Origin of the sequence: Nocardia brasiliensis (assembly GCF_042691675.1) — a bacterium.
Taxonomy (GTDB): domain Bacteria; phylum Actinomycetota; class Actinomycetes; order Mycobacteriales; family Mycobacteriaceae; genus Nocardia; species Nocardia brasiliensis_D.
Window position 1 is genome coordinate 6,577,967 of sequence record NZ_CP170507.1, and the last position, 15,407, is coordinate 6,593,373.

The 15,407-nt window shown below is 66.0% G+C and carries 15 protein-coding genes; 10 read left to right on the forward strand and 5 right to left on the reverse strand.

All coding sequences use genetic code 11. From position 1 onward, the window contains the following. Nucleotides 1-5: 5 nt before the first annotated feature. Nucleotides 6-1,013, reverse strand: a complete 1,008-nt coding sequence (locus ACFK0J_RS30290; protein WP_378733089.1) for a hypothetical protein — start codon at nucleotides 1,011-1,013, stop codon at nucleotides 6-8. A gap of 749 nt (nucleotides 1,014-1,762) precedes the next feature. Between ACFK0J_RS30290 and ACFK0J_RS30295 the strand changes: the two genes are divergently transcribed. The 6 genes from ACFK0J_RS30295 to ACFK0J_RS30320 all read left to right on the forward strand — a co-directional run bounded on the left by ACFK0J_RS30295 (nucleotide 1,763) and on the right by ACFK0J_RS30320 (nucleotide 8,920). Next, nucleotides 1,763-2,473: a hypothetical protein gene (locus tag ACFK0J_RS30295; protein ID WP_378733091.1), complete on the forward strand. Its 711-nt coding sequence runs from the start codon at nucleotides 1,763-1,765 to the stop codon at nucleotides 2,471-2,473. Nucleotides 2,474-2,619: 146 nt separating this feature from the next. Beyond that, complete coding sequence (locus tag ACFK0J_RS30300; protein WP_378733093.1) at nucleotides 2,620-3,762, forward strand: metallophosphoesterase; 1,143 nt, start codon at nucleotides 2,620-2,622, stop codon at nucleotides 3,760-3,762. Nucleotides 3,763-3,897: 135 nt separating this feature from the next. Further along, nucleotides 3,898-4,992 (forward strand): BMP family protein, encoded by a 1,095-nt coding sequence (locus ACFK0J_RS30305; protein WP_378733095.1) that lies wholly within the window; start codon nucleotides 3,898-3,900, stop codon nucleotides 4,990-4,992. A 12-nt stretch (nucleotides 4,993-5,004) separates the two neighbouring features. Then, a complete protein-coding gene (locus ACFK0J_RS30310; RefSeq protein ID WP_378733097.1) occupies nucleotides 5,005-6,516 on the forward strand; it encodes an ABC transporter ATP-binding protein in 1,512 nt (503 codons plus the stop codon). Further along, complete coding sequence (locus tag ACFK0J_RS30315) at nucleotides 6,513-7,643, forward strand: ABC transporter permease (RefSeq protein ID WP_378733099.1); 1,131 nt, start codon at nucleotides 6,513-6,515, stop codon at nucleotides 7,641-7,643. The genes ACFK0J_RS30310 and ACFK0J_RS30315 overlap by 4 nt, the downstream gene beginning before the upstream one ends. Beyond that, a complete protein-coding gene (locus ACFK0J_RS30320) occupies nucleotides 7,643-8,920 on the forward strand; it encodes an ABC transporter permease (protein ID WP_378733102.1) in 1,278 nt (425 codons plus the stop codon). The genes ACFK0J_RS30315 and ACFK0J_RS30320 overlap by 1 nt, the downstream gene beginning before the upstream one ends. Here the strand turns inward: ACFK0J_RS30320 and ACFK0J_RS30325 are convergent, their stop codons facing one another. The 4 genes from ACFK0J_RS30325 to ACFK0J_RS30340 are packed head-to-tail and all read right to left on the reverse strand — an operon-like array spanning nucleotide 8,921 to nucleotide 12,679. Then, nucleotides 8,921-10,261, reverse strand: a complete 1,341-nt coding sequence (locus ACFK0J_RS30325) for a hypothetical protein (RefSeq protein WP_378733104.1) — start codon at nucleotides 10,259-10,261, stop codon at nucleotides 8,921-8,923. After that, entirely contained in the window at nucleotides 10,258-10,638 is a 381-nt protein-coding gene (locus ACFK0J_RS30330; protein ID WP_378733107.1) for a hypothetical protein, read from the reverse strand. Before ACFK0J_RS30330 ends, ACFK0J_RS30325 begins: the two co-directional genes overlap by 4 nt. Continuing rightward, entirely contained in the window at nucleotides 10,638-10,835 is a 198-nt protein-coding gene (locus ACFK0J_RS30335; protein ID WP_378733109.1) for a hypothetical protein, read from the reverse strand. Before ACFK0J_RS30335 ends, ACFK0J_RS30330 begins: the two co-directional genes overlap by 1 nt. Next, complete coding sequence (locus ACFK0J_RS30340; RefSeq protein WP_378733111.1) at nucleotides 10,832-12,679, reverse strand: hypothetical protein; 1,848 nt, start codon at nucleotides 12,677-12,679, stop codon at nucleotides 10,832-10,834. The genes ACFK0J_RS30335 and ACFK0J_RS30340 overlap by 4 nt, the downstream gene beginning before the upstream one ends. A gap of 270 nt (nucleotides 12,680-12,949) precedes the next feature. Between ACFK0J_RS30340 and ACFK0J_RS30345 the strand changes: the two genes are divergently transcribed. The 4 genes from ACFK0J_RS30345 (at nucleotide 12,950) to ACFK0J_RS30360 (ending at nucleotide 15,401) form a co-directional block, all read left to right on the forward strand. Next, nucleotides 12,950-13,486 carry a DUF2165 domain-containing protein gene (locus ACFK0J_RS30345; RefSeq protein ID WP_378733113.1) on the forward strand — a complete coding sequence of 179 codons (537 nt, stop codon included), beginning with the start codon at nucleotides 12,950-12,952 and terminating at the stop codon, nucleotides 13,484-13,486. Nucleotides 13,487-13,901: 415 nt separating this feature from the next. Next, nucleotides 13,902-14,303 (forward strand): hypothetical protein, encoded by a 402-nt coding sequence (locus tag ACFK0J_RS30350; protein ID WP_218470878.1) that lies wholly within the window; start codon nucleotides 13,902-13,904, stop codon nucleotides 14,301-14,303. Next, nucleotides 14,300-15,097: a F0F1 ATP synthase subunit A gene (gene atpB, locus ACFK0J_RS30355; protein ID WP_378733115.1), complete on the forward strand. Its 798-nt coding sequence runs from the start codon at nucleotides 14,300-14,302 to the stop codon at nucleotides 15,095-15,097. The genes ACFK0J_RS30350 and atpB overlap by 4 nt, the downstream gene beginning before the upstream one ends. A 46-nt stretch (nucleotides 15,098-15,143) precedes the next feature. Beyond that, nucleotides 15,144-15,401, forward strand: a complete 258-nt coding sequence (locus ACFK0J_RS30360; protein ID WP_040742384.1) for a F0F1 ATP synthase subunit C — start codon at nucleotides 15,144-15,146, stop codon at nucleotides 15,399-15,401. Nucleotides 15,402-15,407: the final 6 nt, after the last annotated feature.

Below are 15,407 nucleotides of genomic sequence, written 5' to 3' on the forward strand. Positions count from 1 at the left end.
ACCTCTCAGAGTTGCCATTGGTCGGCCTTCGGACTGCGCCTGACGTTCGCGTAGTTCGGTTCGCCGGACAGCTTCCAGTCCGGACCGGTGAAGAAGTGACCTGCCACCGGATCCCGCATCCCCACGGCGAGCAGCCAAGCCACCGCGAGACTGTGCTCGGCGTTCAGCGCGAGCAGGGGGTTCTCCACGTCCGTGTGCGTCACCGCTTTGCGAGTCGCCACGTAGGCGGGTGCCTCGCGCAGGCCCGGGTACTGGTACCAATCCACCCACCAGCCCGCGGGCACCAGCGAGTCCCGAGCGTTCTGGATGATCAACACGGGGGTCGGAACGAAGTTGGTCGGCGCACCAGGACCCGGCTCCAACGCCAGCGAGCCGACCACCTGAAAGGTCGGGTCGAGCGCGCGGATACGGGGCGCGATATTCGAAGCCAACAAGGCACTGGCACCACCAGCCGAATGGCCCGCCAAGAGAATTCGTCCGAAGTCGACCTTGCCCGCCAACGGCGAAGTCGGGTCGAGGTCGCGTTCCCGCAAAGCAGCGAGACCGACGAACTGCATTTCCGACAAAGTGTTGATGTAGTCGAACGACACGGCGACGATGAAACCGTAACTGGCCCACTGCTTCAGCATGGCGTCGTAGTATCCGGGGTCGGTGAACACACCCGGGGTGAAGACGACCGCGGGCGTCTTGCCCAGTCGGTCGAGATCAGCGGGATAGTAGTACTGGACGCCGACCGGCGAGCCGAGGCCGAACGGGAATGTGCCCTGACAACGGCGAGGTTGGACCATGTTTTCCCCGCTCAGCGCCCCGGGGCCGGGACATGCGGTCGTGCCCGCCGTTTGCCGCACCGGATGTGGCCCCAGCCCGCCGTACAGGGTGTCCAGATCCGGCCCGTCGGGGTCGGCAGTGGCGGCAGATACCACTTGGAAATTCACGACCAATGCTGCGGTAATGGAAAGAATCACCCCCACAACAATTCCGGACAAACGCGGCATCGCCGGTCGAATATTCATCGCGCTGCTACCTCGTCCAGACGAAAAGGATGAACCACCCATATTCGGCGACTCATTGTGCGACCTCGAAAAAGCAATGCGGTCAGGGCAATACGCTAAGCCGGACCATGTTGCACGTCAATATATAAAACAGCAGCTGAGCAGTAATCGTTGTCACAACATTCGCGGGAACCGGGCACCGCTACCCCACCCCATCGAGGGCACATCCGCGGCGGTCGCCGGACCACCCCCGGCCGACCATCCGGACGACGACCCGACGCCGGAAGCAATACTCTAACTACTTCCACTTATCGCCACACGCACCCCCGTAGTAATCGAGGCTGAAAGCGCGTAGGCTGAATTTGCTGCTCCAGCCTCGGTGACAACATAAAACATCGCCTCTGCTGGCAGATGAGTCAAAGCATGGATGAATATTCGCAAATGTCAGTGCTTCATTACCGGCGCCGAGGCGTTTTCACGAGATGATGGCCGCCCGATGCGGTCGTCCGTAAATACTTCGGTAGCAACGGATTACACATGACAGCCCGAGCACAGCGACCACCACGTCCACTGCAGAGTTCAACTCTTCACCACCGCTGACGAAGACGGCGAAGCAATTGGCTCGTCCATAAACCACGAGCCGGTGAATGCGCCGCGACGCGCTGGGCATTCGCTATTACTTCATACCGAAGCGGACGATCGATAAAGCGCGCCACCATGGCCGATCGCACTATATCGGCCGCAGCGCACAGCAATATAGGAGCATTATCATGACCAGAACTCTCAGCGCACGGACCCGTATCGCCGCACTGTTCGGCGGTCTCGTCCTGACCACCAGCGCCATGATCGGCGTAGCACCACCCGCGTTCGCCGCCTGCAACGCCATGGACGGTGCCAACGGCGCCCCAGGCACAGCATCCCAGCCTGCTGGCGGGAGCGGCGGCAACGGCAGCCCGGGCACGGAGAACTGCCCAGGCGGCAACGGCGGCAACGGCGGCAACGGCTTCGGCGGCGGAGCCGGTGGCGCGGGCGGCAACGGCGGCGGTGGCGGCCTCGGCGTCTTGGGTAGCGGCGGACTCGGCGGCAACGGCGGACTCGGCGGCCCCGACGGCGGATCCGGCGGCGCGGGCGGCGAAGGCGGCAACGGCGGCGCAGGCTCGACCGGCGGAACAGGCAGTAACGGCGCGCCGGGCGGCCCAGGCGGTATCGGCGGCAACGCCCTCGCGGTCGATACCGGCGGCGCGGGTGGCAAGGCCGGTAACGGCGGCGATGCCTCCGGCGCGAGCAACAGCGGCGGCGCGGGCGCACGCGGCGGCAACGGCGGCGACGCGTTCCTCGGGACCGGCGGCGCGGGCGGCGACGGCGGCAACGGCGGAGCCAAGACCGGCACCGGCACGCTCGGTGCCTGTGGCGCCGCAGGTAGTGGGGGCGCGGGCCTGGTCCGCGGTGCTGACGGAAGCACCGGAACCGGCAACTGCTGACCCGGCATAACCGAACCGAACCACACCGCACACCCGTGCGGTGTGGTTCGTCGCTGAGCGGCCACGCCCGCGCTGTTATCGTCGAGAGAGCCCGCGCCGGGCGGCGGGACCGCGCGAAGCACCCGCGCTCACGAGGATGGACTGGTGTGAAATACGTTCCCCGCGTTGCCCTGTTCCTGGCGATTCCCGCCGTGCTGTTCGTGGTCCCCTGGTGGACCTTGGTCGGTGCCACCACCGACGGCACCGGCCCACTGTTCTGGCTCAGCTCCGCGCTGTTCTTGCTCGCCTTCGCGGCGCTGCCCGCATCGATGGTGCTCGGGCACGGACCCGCGCAGTCGGATGCCGCATCCATCGTGGGCGACACGCTGCTCGGGGTGGCGTGGGTGCTGTTCAGCTGGTCGGTGATCGGCAACGTGGCGGGGCTCGTACTGGCCATCGGCGGCGTGCACGATCCGGCCCGCGCGCGCGTCGTCGCGGTGGGTGTCGCCGCGACGACAGTCGTCTTGGTGGTCTGGGGGGTGATCGAGGCGCGGCGCGTGCCGCGGGTTCGCACCGTCGAGGTGCCGATCCGCGGGCTCGGACCCGCGCTCGACGGCCTTCGCCTGGTGGTCGTCACCGACACCCACTTCGCCGCGTTGAACCGGCTGCGCTGGTCGGAGAAGGTTGTCGAGGTCCTCAATGCCCAGCGTCCCGATATCGCCTGCCACGCGGGCGACCTCGCGGACGGCTCGGTGGCGAAGCGGCACCCGCAGGTCGACCCGCTCGGCAAGGTCGAGGCGGCGCTCGGCCGGTTCTACATCACCGGCAACCACGAGTATTTCGGCGACGCGCAGGGCTGGATCGACCACATGGCGTCGATCGGCTGGCAGCCACTGCACAACCAGCACGAGACGGTGACCCGGGGCGGCGACCGACTGACCATCGCGGGCATCGACGACCCCACCGGCGTCGCCTTGCCCGGCCACGGACCCGATCTGCCCACCGCCCTCACCGGTGCGGATCCGCAGGTACCGGTGGTGCTGCTGGCGCACCAGCCCAAGCAGATCACCGCCGCCGCGGCCGCGGGTATCGCGCTCCAGATCTCCGGCCACACCCACGGCGGCCAGATCTGGCCGTTCCACTACCTGGTTCGCCTCGACCAGCCCGTTGTCGCCGGCCTCAGCCGCCACGGCGAGCACACCCAGCTCTACACCAGCCGGGGCACCGGATTCTGGGGTCCCCAGCTGCGGGTCTTCGCGCCCAGCGAGATCACCGTCCTGGTGCTGCGGGCGGAGCGTACGACCGATTAACGCCCGGTAACCGGTCGGCCAATGGCGCGGAAACCGAGCCAAGATCGGTTCGGCGGCCTAAACTCCTGCTCCACTGCACTCTCGCGGCACATCCGCCGAGTTGGGTTGCGGGGTATCGCGTTTCAGGAGGCAAGTATGGGCAAGTGGCTGCGCACGCTCACCGCTGCCGGTGTCATGGTGCTGACCGTCGGGGCATGCGGTAGTCCGCCGTCCGAAGAGGGCAAGTCCGGCGAGCCGGGGGCCGAGGACTTCAAAGCGTGCATGGTGTCGGATTCCGGCGGTTTCGACGACAAGTCGTTCAACCAAACCTCTTACAAGGGAATCACCGACGCCGTCGACGAACTCGGCATCAGCAAGGCGCAGTTGGAGTCCCGATCGGACAACGACTATCCGACCAACGTCAACACCATGGTCCGGCAGAAGTGCGGGATCATCGTCACCGTCGGCTTCAAGCTCGGCGACGTGACCTATGCCGCGGCGAAAGAGAACCCGGACGTCGATTTCGCCATCGTGGACTATGCCTACACCGATACGCAGAAGAACCCGCCGCTGCCGAACCTGCGCGGCCTGATCTTCAACGCCGCACAGCCCTCGTTCCTGGCCGGCTACCTGGCCGCGGGGATGACCAAGACCAACAAGGTCGGCACCTTCGGCGGGATCAACATCCCCACCGTGGCGATCTTCATGGACGGCTTCGCCGAGGGCGTCGCGTACTACAACCAGCGCAAGGGCAAGCAGGTCCAATTGCTCGGCTGGGATCCGGCGACCCAGCAGGGCGTGATCACCAATACCTTCGAGGACAAGAACATCGGCAAAACCAAGGCCAACGATCTGATCAGCCAGGGCGCCGACATCATTCTTCCGGTGGCCGGTCCGGCCGGCCTCGGGGCGCTGGAGGCCGTGCACTCCTCCGGCGGCAAGGTCAACGCGGTCTGGGTGGACACCGACGGCTGCGTCAGTGCCGCCGAGTACTGTTCTTCGCTGCTGACCAGCGTGCAGAAGTCGATGGACATCGCGGTGCAGCAGGCGGTGACCGACTCCTTCCGCAAGAAGTTCGACAATGTGACCTATGTCGGCACGCTGTCGAACAAGGGCGTCAGCCTGGCGCCGTATCACGAGTTCGACGCCACCATCCCGGCCGAGCTGAAAAGCGAAATCGACGCGCTGACAACGGATATCGCCAGCGGAAAGATCACCCTCGCGTCCAAGGCGCAGCCCGCGGTCAAGTGAGCGCGGCCGACGATGCGACTCGAATTACGCGGTCTCACCAAACGATTCGGCACCTTCCTCGCGAACGACCACATCGATCTGGTGGTCGAACCGGGTGAAATCCATTGCCTGCTCGGGGAAAACGGTGCCGGTAAGAGCACCCTGATGAACATGCTCTACGGGCTGTTGCAACCGGACGAGGGCGAAATTCTGCTGAACGACACCCCGATCCGCTGCCAGTCCCCGCGCGACGCCATCGCCGCCGGAATCGGCATGGTGCACCAGCATTTCATGCTGGTGCCGGTGTTCACCGTCGCGGAGAATCTCATCCTCGGGCGCGAACCCACCAAGGGCTTCGCCGCGCTCGATCGCGAGGCCGCCCGCCGCCAGGTGCGCGAACTATCGCAGCGCTACGGGCTGCCGGTCGACCCCGACGCACTGGTCGCCGACCTCTCGGTGGGCGAACAGCAGCGGGTCGAGATTCTCAAAGCGCTGGCCAACGATGTCGAGGTGCTGATCCTGGACGAGCCGACGGCCGTGCTCACCCCGCAGGAAATCCATGAGCTCATCGAGGTGCTGCGGGGGATCGCGGCCAGCGGAACCTCGATCATCTTCATCTCGCACAAGCTCAAGGAGGTCACCCGGATCGCCGACCGGATCACCGTGATCCGGCGCGGCGCGGTGATCGACACCGTCGAACCGACCACCGCGGAAAGCGATCTCGCGGAACTGATGGTCGGGCGCTCCGTCGAACTCGTGGTCGCCAAGACCCCGGCGAAGCCGGCGGGCCCCACCCTCGTGGTCACCGACCTGACCGTCGTGGACGTCGCGGGCACCGTGGTCGTCGACGACGTGTCGTTTCGCGTCGACGGCGGCGAAATAGTCGGCATCGCCGGGGTGGTGGGCAATGGCCAGTCGGAGCTGGTCAGTGCGCTGCTGGGCCTGCGGACACCGGTGCGTGGCCAGGTCACGGTGGGCGGTTGGGAAGTGGTCGGCCGGACGCCGCGGCAACATCTGGAAGCGGGCATGGGCTATGTGCCCGAGGATCGTTCGCACGACGGGTTCATCGGCACGTTCAGCGTCGCGGAGAATCTCGTCCTGGATCTGATCGACCTACCCGAGTTCTCCCGGCACGGCATGCTGTCGTTGACCGCGGTGAAACGCAATGCCGCCAAACGGATCGAGGAGTTCGATATCCGTACCCGGTCCGCCAACGAGTCGATGAGCGCGCTATCGGGCGGCAACCAGCAAAAGGTGGTGCTGGCCCGGGAGATGTCGCGACCGCTCGAGGTGCTGATCGCCGGTCAGCCCACCCGAGGGCTCGACGTCGGTTCCATCGAGTTCGTGCACAAACGCATTGTCCGCGAACGTGATCAGGGCACGGCGGTGCTCATCGTCTCCACTGAACTCGACGAGATCTACGCGTTGTCCGATCGGATCATCGTCATGTACCGCGGGCGCATCGTCGACATCGTCGGCCCCGACACCCCGCGCGATCAGCTGGGGTTGATGATGGCCGGCGCGCTGCCGGGGAGGGATCGATGAAGGACCGGGCCTGGGTGCGCGAACTGGCGGTCAGCGCGCTCGCGGTGCTGCTGGCGCTCGTCGTGGGCGCGCTGCTGATCATCGTCAGTACACCAGACGTGACGTCGGCGTTCGGGTATTTCTTCGCCCGTCCGATGGACACTTTGTCGGCGGCGGGCGACGCCGTCGGCGACACTTACCGGGCCTTGTTCCTCGGCGCGTTCGGCGGACGCCAGCAGATCGCCGAAACCCTGGTTGCCGCAACGCCGTTGATCTGCACCGGGCTCGCGGTGACGCTGGCCTTCCGGACCGGATTGTTCAATATCGGCGGGCAGGGCCAGCTGATCGCGGGCGCACTGTGCGCGGGCTGGGTCGGTTTCGCGGTGCACCTGCCGCCGGTGGTGCACGTGCTGGTCGCGCTGCTCGCCGGGGTCGCGGGCGGTGCGCTGTGGGGCGGGATCATCGGACTGCTGAAGGCGCGCACCGGCGCGCACGAGGTCATCACCACGATCATGTTCAACTATGTCGCGTTGTACGGGCTCACCTGGCTGCTCACCACCTCGGCACTGCAGCGTCCCGGTCGCAACGAGCCGATCAGCCCGGTGGTCGACCAGAGTGCTCAACTCCCCCAATTCGGCGGTACCCGGCTGCATCTCGGATTGCTGATCGCGGTGCTGGCGGCGGTGCTCGTGTGGTGGTTGCTGGCGCGCTCGACGCTCGGCTTCCGCTTGCGCGCCGTCGGCGCCAATCCGGATGCCGCGCGCACCGCGGGCATGGATATCGGCCGGGCCTATGTGCTGGCCATGCTGATCGCCGGTGGCCTCGCCGGATTGGCGGGCGCCCAACAGGTGCTCGGCACCGATCTGCCGCTGACCGATGGCATCGCGGGAACATTCGGCTTCGACGGCATCACCGTCGCACTGCTCGGCCGCGGCAGTCCGGTGGGAACCGTGTTCGCGGCACTGCTTTTCGGTGCGCTGAACTCCGGCGGCAACGAGATGCAGGCGGCGACGGGCACCCCACTCACCCTGGTGACCGTGCTGCAAGCCGTCATCGTCGCGCTGGTCGCCGCGCCCGCACTGGTGCGCGCGGTCTTCCGAATCCGGGCCGAGCGCGCGGATGTCGTGCTGGCGAAAGGGTGGAACTGATGACCGCCACCATCGACGCCGCCGGGCCCGTCCTGGAATCGCCGGAACACCGCCGTCGGCGGCTACGCCTGGGGATCCTGCTGCTCGTGCTCGCCGTCATGGCGGTCGTCTTGGCGGTGTTCACCAAGTCGGGACATGTCGACTTCCGGCTGTCCGCGCCGGACGGTTCCGGGCCCGGCGACCTGCGGGTGCCCGCAAAACCGGCCGCGCTGGTGCTCTCGGTCCTCGCCCTGGCGATCGCGGTCGAGCACCTGCGGCGCGGTCTCACCGGAAAGTGGGCGGGCGCGGCGTTCGCGCTGTTCGGTATCGCGTTCGTGGTGACGTTCATCTGCTGGGCGGCCTCGGGCAAACTGTTCCCGCTGACCAACCAGATCCAAGGCACGCTTGCCCTCTCGACGCCGCTGATCCTCGGCGCACTGGCCGGGGTGCTGTGCGAACGCGCGGGCATCATCAATCTCGCACTCGAAGGCCAGTTGCTCGCGGGCGCCTGTGCGGCGGCGATTGTGGCGACCGTCAGCGGCAGCTTCCTCGTCGGGGTGGTGGCGGCGATGGTCGCCGGGGTGTTCCTCGCCTGGCTGCTCGCGGTGTTCTCGATCAAGTACCTGGTCAACCAGATCGTGCTGGGCGTGCTGCTGGTGGTGTTCGCGACCGGTATCACCGGCTTCCTGTTCGATCAGCTCACCGGCCTGTCGGACGGTTCGGCCCGCTTCAACAGCCCGGGCACGTTGCAGCCGATCGCGATTCCGGTGCTGTCCTCGATTCCGATCATCGGACCGACGGTGTTCCATCAAACGGCCCTGGTCTACGCCATGGTCGTGTTGGTCGCGGTGCTGACCCTGGTGCTGTATCGGACGCGGTGGGGGCTGCGGGTACGAGCGGTGGGCGAACACCCGCGCGCCGCCGCCACCGTCGGGATCAACGTACTACGCGTCCGATACCAGGCCGTGCTGGTGGCCGGAGCGATAGTCGGGCTCGGCGGAGCCTATTTCACGATCGGCTCGACCGGCGGCTTCTCCAAGGCGATGACCGCGGGCAACGGGTTCATCGCGTTGGCCGCGGTGATCATGGGACGCTGGCATCCGCTCGGCGCGACCTGTGCCGCACTGTTTTTCGGCTTCACCAAGGCATTGCAGGGCCAGCTGCAAGTGCTCGCGACACCGATCCCGACCGAGGTGCTGCAGATGACGCCGTACCTGCTGACGGTGGTCGCGGTGGCGGGCGTGGTCGGCCAAGTACGTCCGCCGAGAGCCGACGGGGAGCCCTACGTCCCTGGTTGATCACCCGCCGAACAGCAGGTACAAACCGGTGAAGGTGTAGCCGACCATGGTCAGCATGAGCGCGAGCTGGCCGGTGGCGCGATGCTCGGGGGGCAGCAGCCGCAGGCAGCGATCGTGCGCGGCCGCGACACCGAGGATATGGCCGGTCAGCACGGCGAGCACCTTCGTGGTGGCGAGCACCGTTGGATGGTCGGACAGCACGTAGTTCACCTGGTAGTGCGCGAATCCGCCGATATTCCAGCCGCGCTGGAACGGATCAGCGAACAGCAGCAACGTGGCCTGTCCTTTTTCGACGAGGAAGGTCAAATAATGCGCGACGATGTATCCGGCGATGATCGGTGTGATGCTGTGCGCCAGTAGTCCGGGCAGCCTGGCGCGTTCGTCGCGGGTGAGCCCGCCGGTCGCACGTGCGGCGACCGTGAAGACGGTGCCGACGATCGAGATGACCGTGAGCAGGCCGATGGTGCGGACCAGCGTCGCGGCGAAAACCGAACCGCCACCGAGCGAGTCGACGAAGTTCCGCCAGCCGGGCAGCGCGGAGAGACTGTCGAAGGCGGTGGAACCGAGCAGGGTCGCCGCCAGCGCCACCGATCCGGGCAGCACCGGCGTCCCCGCCAGATTGTGCAGCGGCGCCCGCAGCACCAGCGCACCCGACGGGCGCCTACGCCCGAACGGGCTGAGCCGCGCCAGCAGACTGCTGTACACCTCGAAGGGATCGGCGTGCTCGGCCCAGGCCGTGCCGAACAGCACCAGACCCGCGAGGGTGATCACGACATAGCCGAGCAGCCACCAGCCGACGGCCGCGACGGAACCGGGATTCGGGGACGCCAATTCGAGCCAGACAAAGGCGGACAACCCGAGCACCGCGGGTCGGCAACCCCAGGACGAGGGGTACTGGCGGAGGCCATCTTCGGGGTTGCGGCGCAGTACGAAGCAGCCGAACCGGTGCAGCGCCCGCACCGGCGAGACGAGTTTCCAGACCGGGCCGAAGACCAGCGACGCGAGCATCACCCCGACCCAGATGTATATATAGAGCACTCCCGGGACCGGATTGCGTTGCGGCGACGCGGAACCCAGCACCGCCACCAACCCGATCACTGCCGCGGCGGCGACGCTGACCACCGCGATCACCATTCGGACCGCCCGGGAATCGATCACCGCACGCACGGCGGACGGCAACAGCAGACCCGGTGCGTCCCGCTCCAGCCGCGGCCGACGCCACGCCACCAGCAGCACCGCGAACGAGAACGTCAACGCCCACGCCGCGCCGACCAAGGCGTAGGTCAACGGAATCGGCAGATCGGCCGAGCCGTTGAGGCCATGCGCCAGCGACCGGGTCACGGGCGGATCAGCAGGGTGGTCACCGTCTTACCGGCGTGATGGAGTTCCACGTCGACCCGGCCGGGCACAGTGACGGCGAAGCGGAACTCCTGCCCGGCCCGGGGTTCGACCGCGAAAGTGTGGCTCGGGTCCGAGTGGACATGCAGTTCGTCGGCGGCGTCGCTGTCGACTGTGATGATGATCGGCTGGTTGAGCCTGGCCTCGGTTCTGGTGTTCGTCGGCGTGACCGACCCGCCCGTGATGCGGACCGTGATGCGCACCTCGGCCGGGAGGTCGACCGCTGTTCGATCGGCCGGTGAGTCGGACATCGGCGAACACGCGGTCCCTACCGCGGCCACGATCGCCGCGAGTGCGCTGGTTGGGCCTGCGCGGAACATCAATTCTCCTTCCGGCCCGCAAGATCAGGGTCTGCGCCTTCCTTCGCCGCCGCTTCGGCCTCACGGCGTTCGGCTCGCCGGTCCCGCATGGCGATGGCCAGGACGACACCCACCACCGCGAACGCGGGCACAAAGGCGGGGATCGCCAGCAGCGCCGAGTGACCGGCGAGGACATCCACGCCGTCCTCGTACCTCACCGGCGGACCGCCTGTGCCATCCGTTCCGAGCGGATGTCGCTGCGGTAGGCGAGGTCGATTCGAGCGGCGCCCCAGGACAGCGACCCGATGACCACCAGGGAACAGATCAGGACGATCAGCGAGGCCGCGGCGAACAGCCAGGACGGGTGATCGAACGACCGTTCCCGCTGCAGCACGGTGATTTCGGCGACGAATGGCCGGGTGAACTCGTTCGACGCCGGAACCCCCGCGGCGCCGATGCCGGGATCGTCCGGCAGATAGACCGGCAACCCGGCCAGCACGTAGCCGTCGTGCACCCGGAGCACGGTCTTCCAGTCACCGTGTGCCGGAACCGGTTTCGTGCTGACGTAGTGACCCGGTTCGACGCGCCGCAGCTGATCGACCACCAGGCCGCGACCGGGACTGTCGGCACCGATACCGCCCTGCCAGCTGAGCAGCTGCACCCACTCCGGATCGTCGCCCACCACATCGGCCGGTGTCAGCGTGATATCGGCGGTCACCATCCGGCCACCGTTCACGGGCGCGGCGTCCTGCAATCGGATTGTCGCGGAGGCATTCTCGGGAACCTCGACGCGCAGGCCGTTCGCGGTGGCCGCCGCGGCGACCAAGACCGCGGCGACGACCACGCCACGCCGCACCGAGGGCCGGGGCAGCTGCTCGCCGCGCAGGACCATGCCCAGCAGCGCACCGAGGGCACCGCCCGCGATGCCGACCGGCACCGCCATCGCGAGCAGTTCGGGCCACATGCTCGACGGCCACCGGTTGACGAAAACGCCTTCCACCCAGCGTGATTCGAGCCACAGCCCGATGGTGGCGGCGACCAATCCGGTCAGCGCACCCCACCACACCGGCTTGCTGCGGATCAACGGAAGCAAGGCCATCAGTTCCACGATCACCGCGACACCGAGGTAGAGCGGGAACACGTTGTTCGGTGCGCCGATCACCGGGCCGACCAGCACCGCCACCACACCGCGCACCAGGAACGCGAACACCACCGCCACCACTGTGCTCCCCCGGCCGAGGGTGTATCGGCATGCCACCAGGGCGAGCGTGCTCGCGACGACTATCAGCATCGGCTGGAAGACGAGCCGGAACTGCTGCACGCCGAAGTCGAATTCGACCTCGTACACCGACATTCCGATCAACAAGCCGCCGAAGGCGAATACCCGGCCGAGCCACAGGAAGGGTCCGTCGGCGCGGTCCGGATCGGGACGGTCCAGACGCCCTTCGAATTCCAGCAGCAGCACCGCGACCAGTGACAGCCCGGCGCCGCCGATCAGCATGAGATGGGTTGGGCCCCACAGGGTGACGTCTTGGCCGAACAGTCGGTGCCAGATGTCGTCGAGCGGAAAGCCGATGAGGGCGTACAAACCGACCGCGGCCATGAGCACCCCGCCGACCGGGGCGTACCAGTTACGGGTGATGCGAATGGCGGCCGGGCCCGGCTTTTCGTCGAGCGGCAGGATGACGGCCAGCATTCCCGCGATGAACAGGAAGAACAAGCCGATCATGATGAAGTAGTGCGCCGGATTGGCCAATGGTCCTTCGTCACGGCCATTGCCGATGTGCAGGCTCACATCCCAGATGAAGCCGAGCAGCGCGGTGAGGATGGTCGTGATGAACACCGCGATCGGCAGCGCGACCCAGCCCGGGCGGTTGCCGAACTGGCCGAGTCGATCGGCCGCGGTCTTCAGCCAGGTGATCCGGCGAGATCGATGTAAGTAGCCCACCCAGAACACGCCCGCCGCGACCAACATCGCCGAACCGGTCAACACGATGACCTGATCCAACGCGGCGCCGCCGCCTTCCGAACCCTGTGCTACAACCGCGAACTCAGCCCTCATCGCGAAACAACTCTCTGTAACTCGAATTCTCTTTAACTGCGGATGCCCACAGAATCAGGAGCTATGCGGCCCGTCACGCGTCGCGGTCAGGTCTGGGAACAGTCACAGCGGAGCGGCCCCTAAAATAGGGCCGGTTCCCAGTTTGTCGATCTTGTCGACCGGCGTCGGCGGATGCCGCCGCGCGAAATCTGGGGCCTACCCGCACTACTCGTCGACAGTCGACCCGAGGCAGGGCAAATGAGACTCAGCGGTACGAGAATTCTGGACGTCGTGGGCAGCCGTGAGATGGCGGTCGCGGCGTTGGCGACGATCACCGGCTTCTACTACCTGTTCGTCGCGTTCACCAATTGCACCGACACCGTGACCAATCGGCAGGGAGTGGCTGCCGTGCTGTCGATGCGGGCCACGATCCACCACTCGGGTACCGATTGGCGGGCGATCACCAGCGACAACGTCGCGCTTGTCGCCTACATCCTTATCGTGATCTGGGAATTCCTGATCGCCTTCGTGCTGTTGGCCGCCGCGACGGCGTGGTTTCGTGAATTGACCGGACGCCCACGCCGATTCCGTGTCGGTCCAGGCGTGGCGGCCAAACTGTCCAGCCTCGGTTGGACCATGGTGATCTTGCTGTTTCTCGGCGGATTCCTGACGATCGGCGGCGAATGGTTCCGGATGTGGGCGAACGAAGAGGTGAACGCGTCATCGGCCGCACTACAGAACTTCCTGATCGCCGCCGTGGGCCTGATCTTGGTGCACCTGCCCGAGCGGAACTTGTCGGCAGACCGAACAATCACGCCCAGCAAGTAATCAGCAGCCAAAAATAGGACAAATCGGGCAAAATAGAGCAATAGGAACAAACCGTACGGCGCGGTGACGCGTCATCGAAAACCTTGTCGGTGAATGCCGTTGTGTTGCCATTGATTTACCAACGCCTGGCACTACCCTGGTCACGGGGTCGCCCGCTTCATCGATCGTGCACGAGACAATTCGGTGGACGCCGGACTCCGCCCACGTCAGCCCATTTGGAGAAACGTTCTGCGGGGCTGTATAAATGGCGTCGAACTCATGTGAGACGCACGCTGAGAACGCGCGGTTACGGTAACCAGGTGCTGCCTGGAGCCTTTATCAAGATCTTCTCTACAAAGATCAAAAACCTTGCCACGCAGGGAGGTTCGCATGTGTATGCTATCGATTCATCACGACCCCCATCATGAGGTGGGGGATGGGCGAGGGCGGTGTCTGTGTGGATGTAAATAGGCTCCAGATACGGCGTGCGGCCATTGCCGCGATCGCTCTAGGTGTGCTGGCCTTGGCCATAACCGGCCTGATCGATCGACTGCTGCTCGGCACGTTCATCTGTGCCGGACTCGCGGTCGGCTGGCTGAATGCCCAACTCACGTTGTGGGCCATCACCCGAATTGCCAGTTCCGAAGCACCGAGCAAGCAGCGTTTGATCGGATCCTCCGCGCTGCGCCTGCTCGGCATAACCGCCGTCGCCATCCTGATCGCTTTCCTGGCGCGGCCCAATGGCGTCGGCATCTTCTTCGGCTTGGCCCTCTTTCAAGTCGCCCTGGTCTTCAACACCGTCCTGCCTGAATTGAAAGGGCTTCGCCAGACGCCATGACGATTCCAGACATTTCTCTCGCCCAGTCGGCCACCGACCTCACGCTGCTCGCCCAGGAGACGCCCGCCGAGGAACCGAAGATCAGGGTCGGCCACCACGCGGTCGCCCACCTCTGGGGAATGGACTTCAACGTCGACACGATCGTCTCGACGTCGGTCGCCGCGGCGATCGTCCTCGGGCTGGCCTTCTACCTGCGCCTCAAGATCACCTCCGGGGTCCCGAACGGCGTGCAGCTGTTCTTCGAAGCCGTGACGGTCCAGATGCGCAATCAGGTGGAAAGCGCCATCGGCATGAAGGTCGCGCCGTTCGCACTGCCGCTCGCGGTCACCCTGTTCGTCTATATCCTGCTGTCGAATTGGCTGTCCGTACTGCCGGTGCAAGTCGGTGACGGTGAGTTGCTCGCGCCACCTGCGGCGGACGTCAACTTCGTCTACGCACTCGCGCTGTTCGTGTTCATCACCTACCAGGCCGCGGGTGTCGCGCGGCGCGGCCCGTTCGGTCATGTGAAGCAGATGCTGAAGGGGCACACGGGCTGGGGACCGATGGTGTTCATCAACATCATCGAAGAGGTCGCCAAGCCGCTTTCGCTGTCCCTGCGATTGTTCGGAAACATGTTCGCCGGCGGCGTGATGCTCTCGGTGATCACGCTGTTCCCCTTCTGGATCAGCTGGGGCCCCAATGCCGTCTGGAAGCTGTTCGACTTGTTCGTCGGCGCCATTCAGGCATTCATCTTCTCGCTGCTGACAGTCCTGTACTTCAGTCAGTCGATGTCGCTGGAGCACGAAAAACACTGATCGGCGAGCGCCGATCGAGCCCACATCCGAGAATAGGAAGTAGAAAATGGCAGACCCAACCACCGCGTCCATCATCCAGGGCGCCCTCATCGGCGGCGGCATCATCATGGCCGGCGGTGCCATCGGCGCAGGCATCGGTGATGGCCTGGCAGGCGCGGCGCTGATCAATGGTGTTACCCGTCAGCCGGAGGCCGAGGGTCGGTTGCGCGGCATCTTCTTCCTGACCGTCGGTCTGGTCGAGGCGGCGTACTTCATCAATCTAGCCTTCATGGCCCTGTTCGTATTCGCGACTCCCGGCAAGTAATCCGGG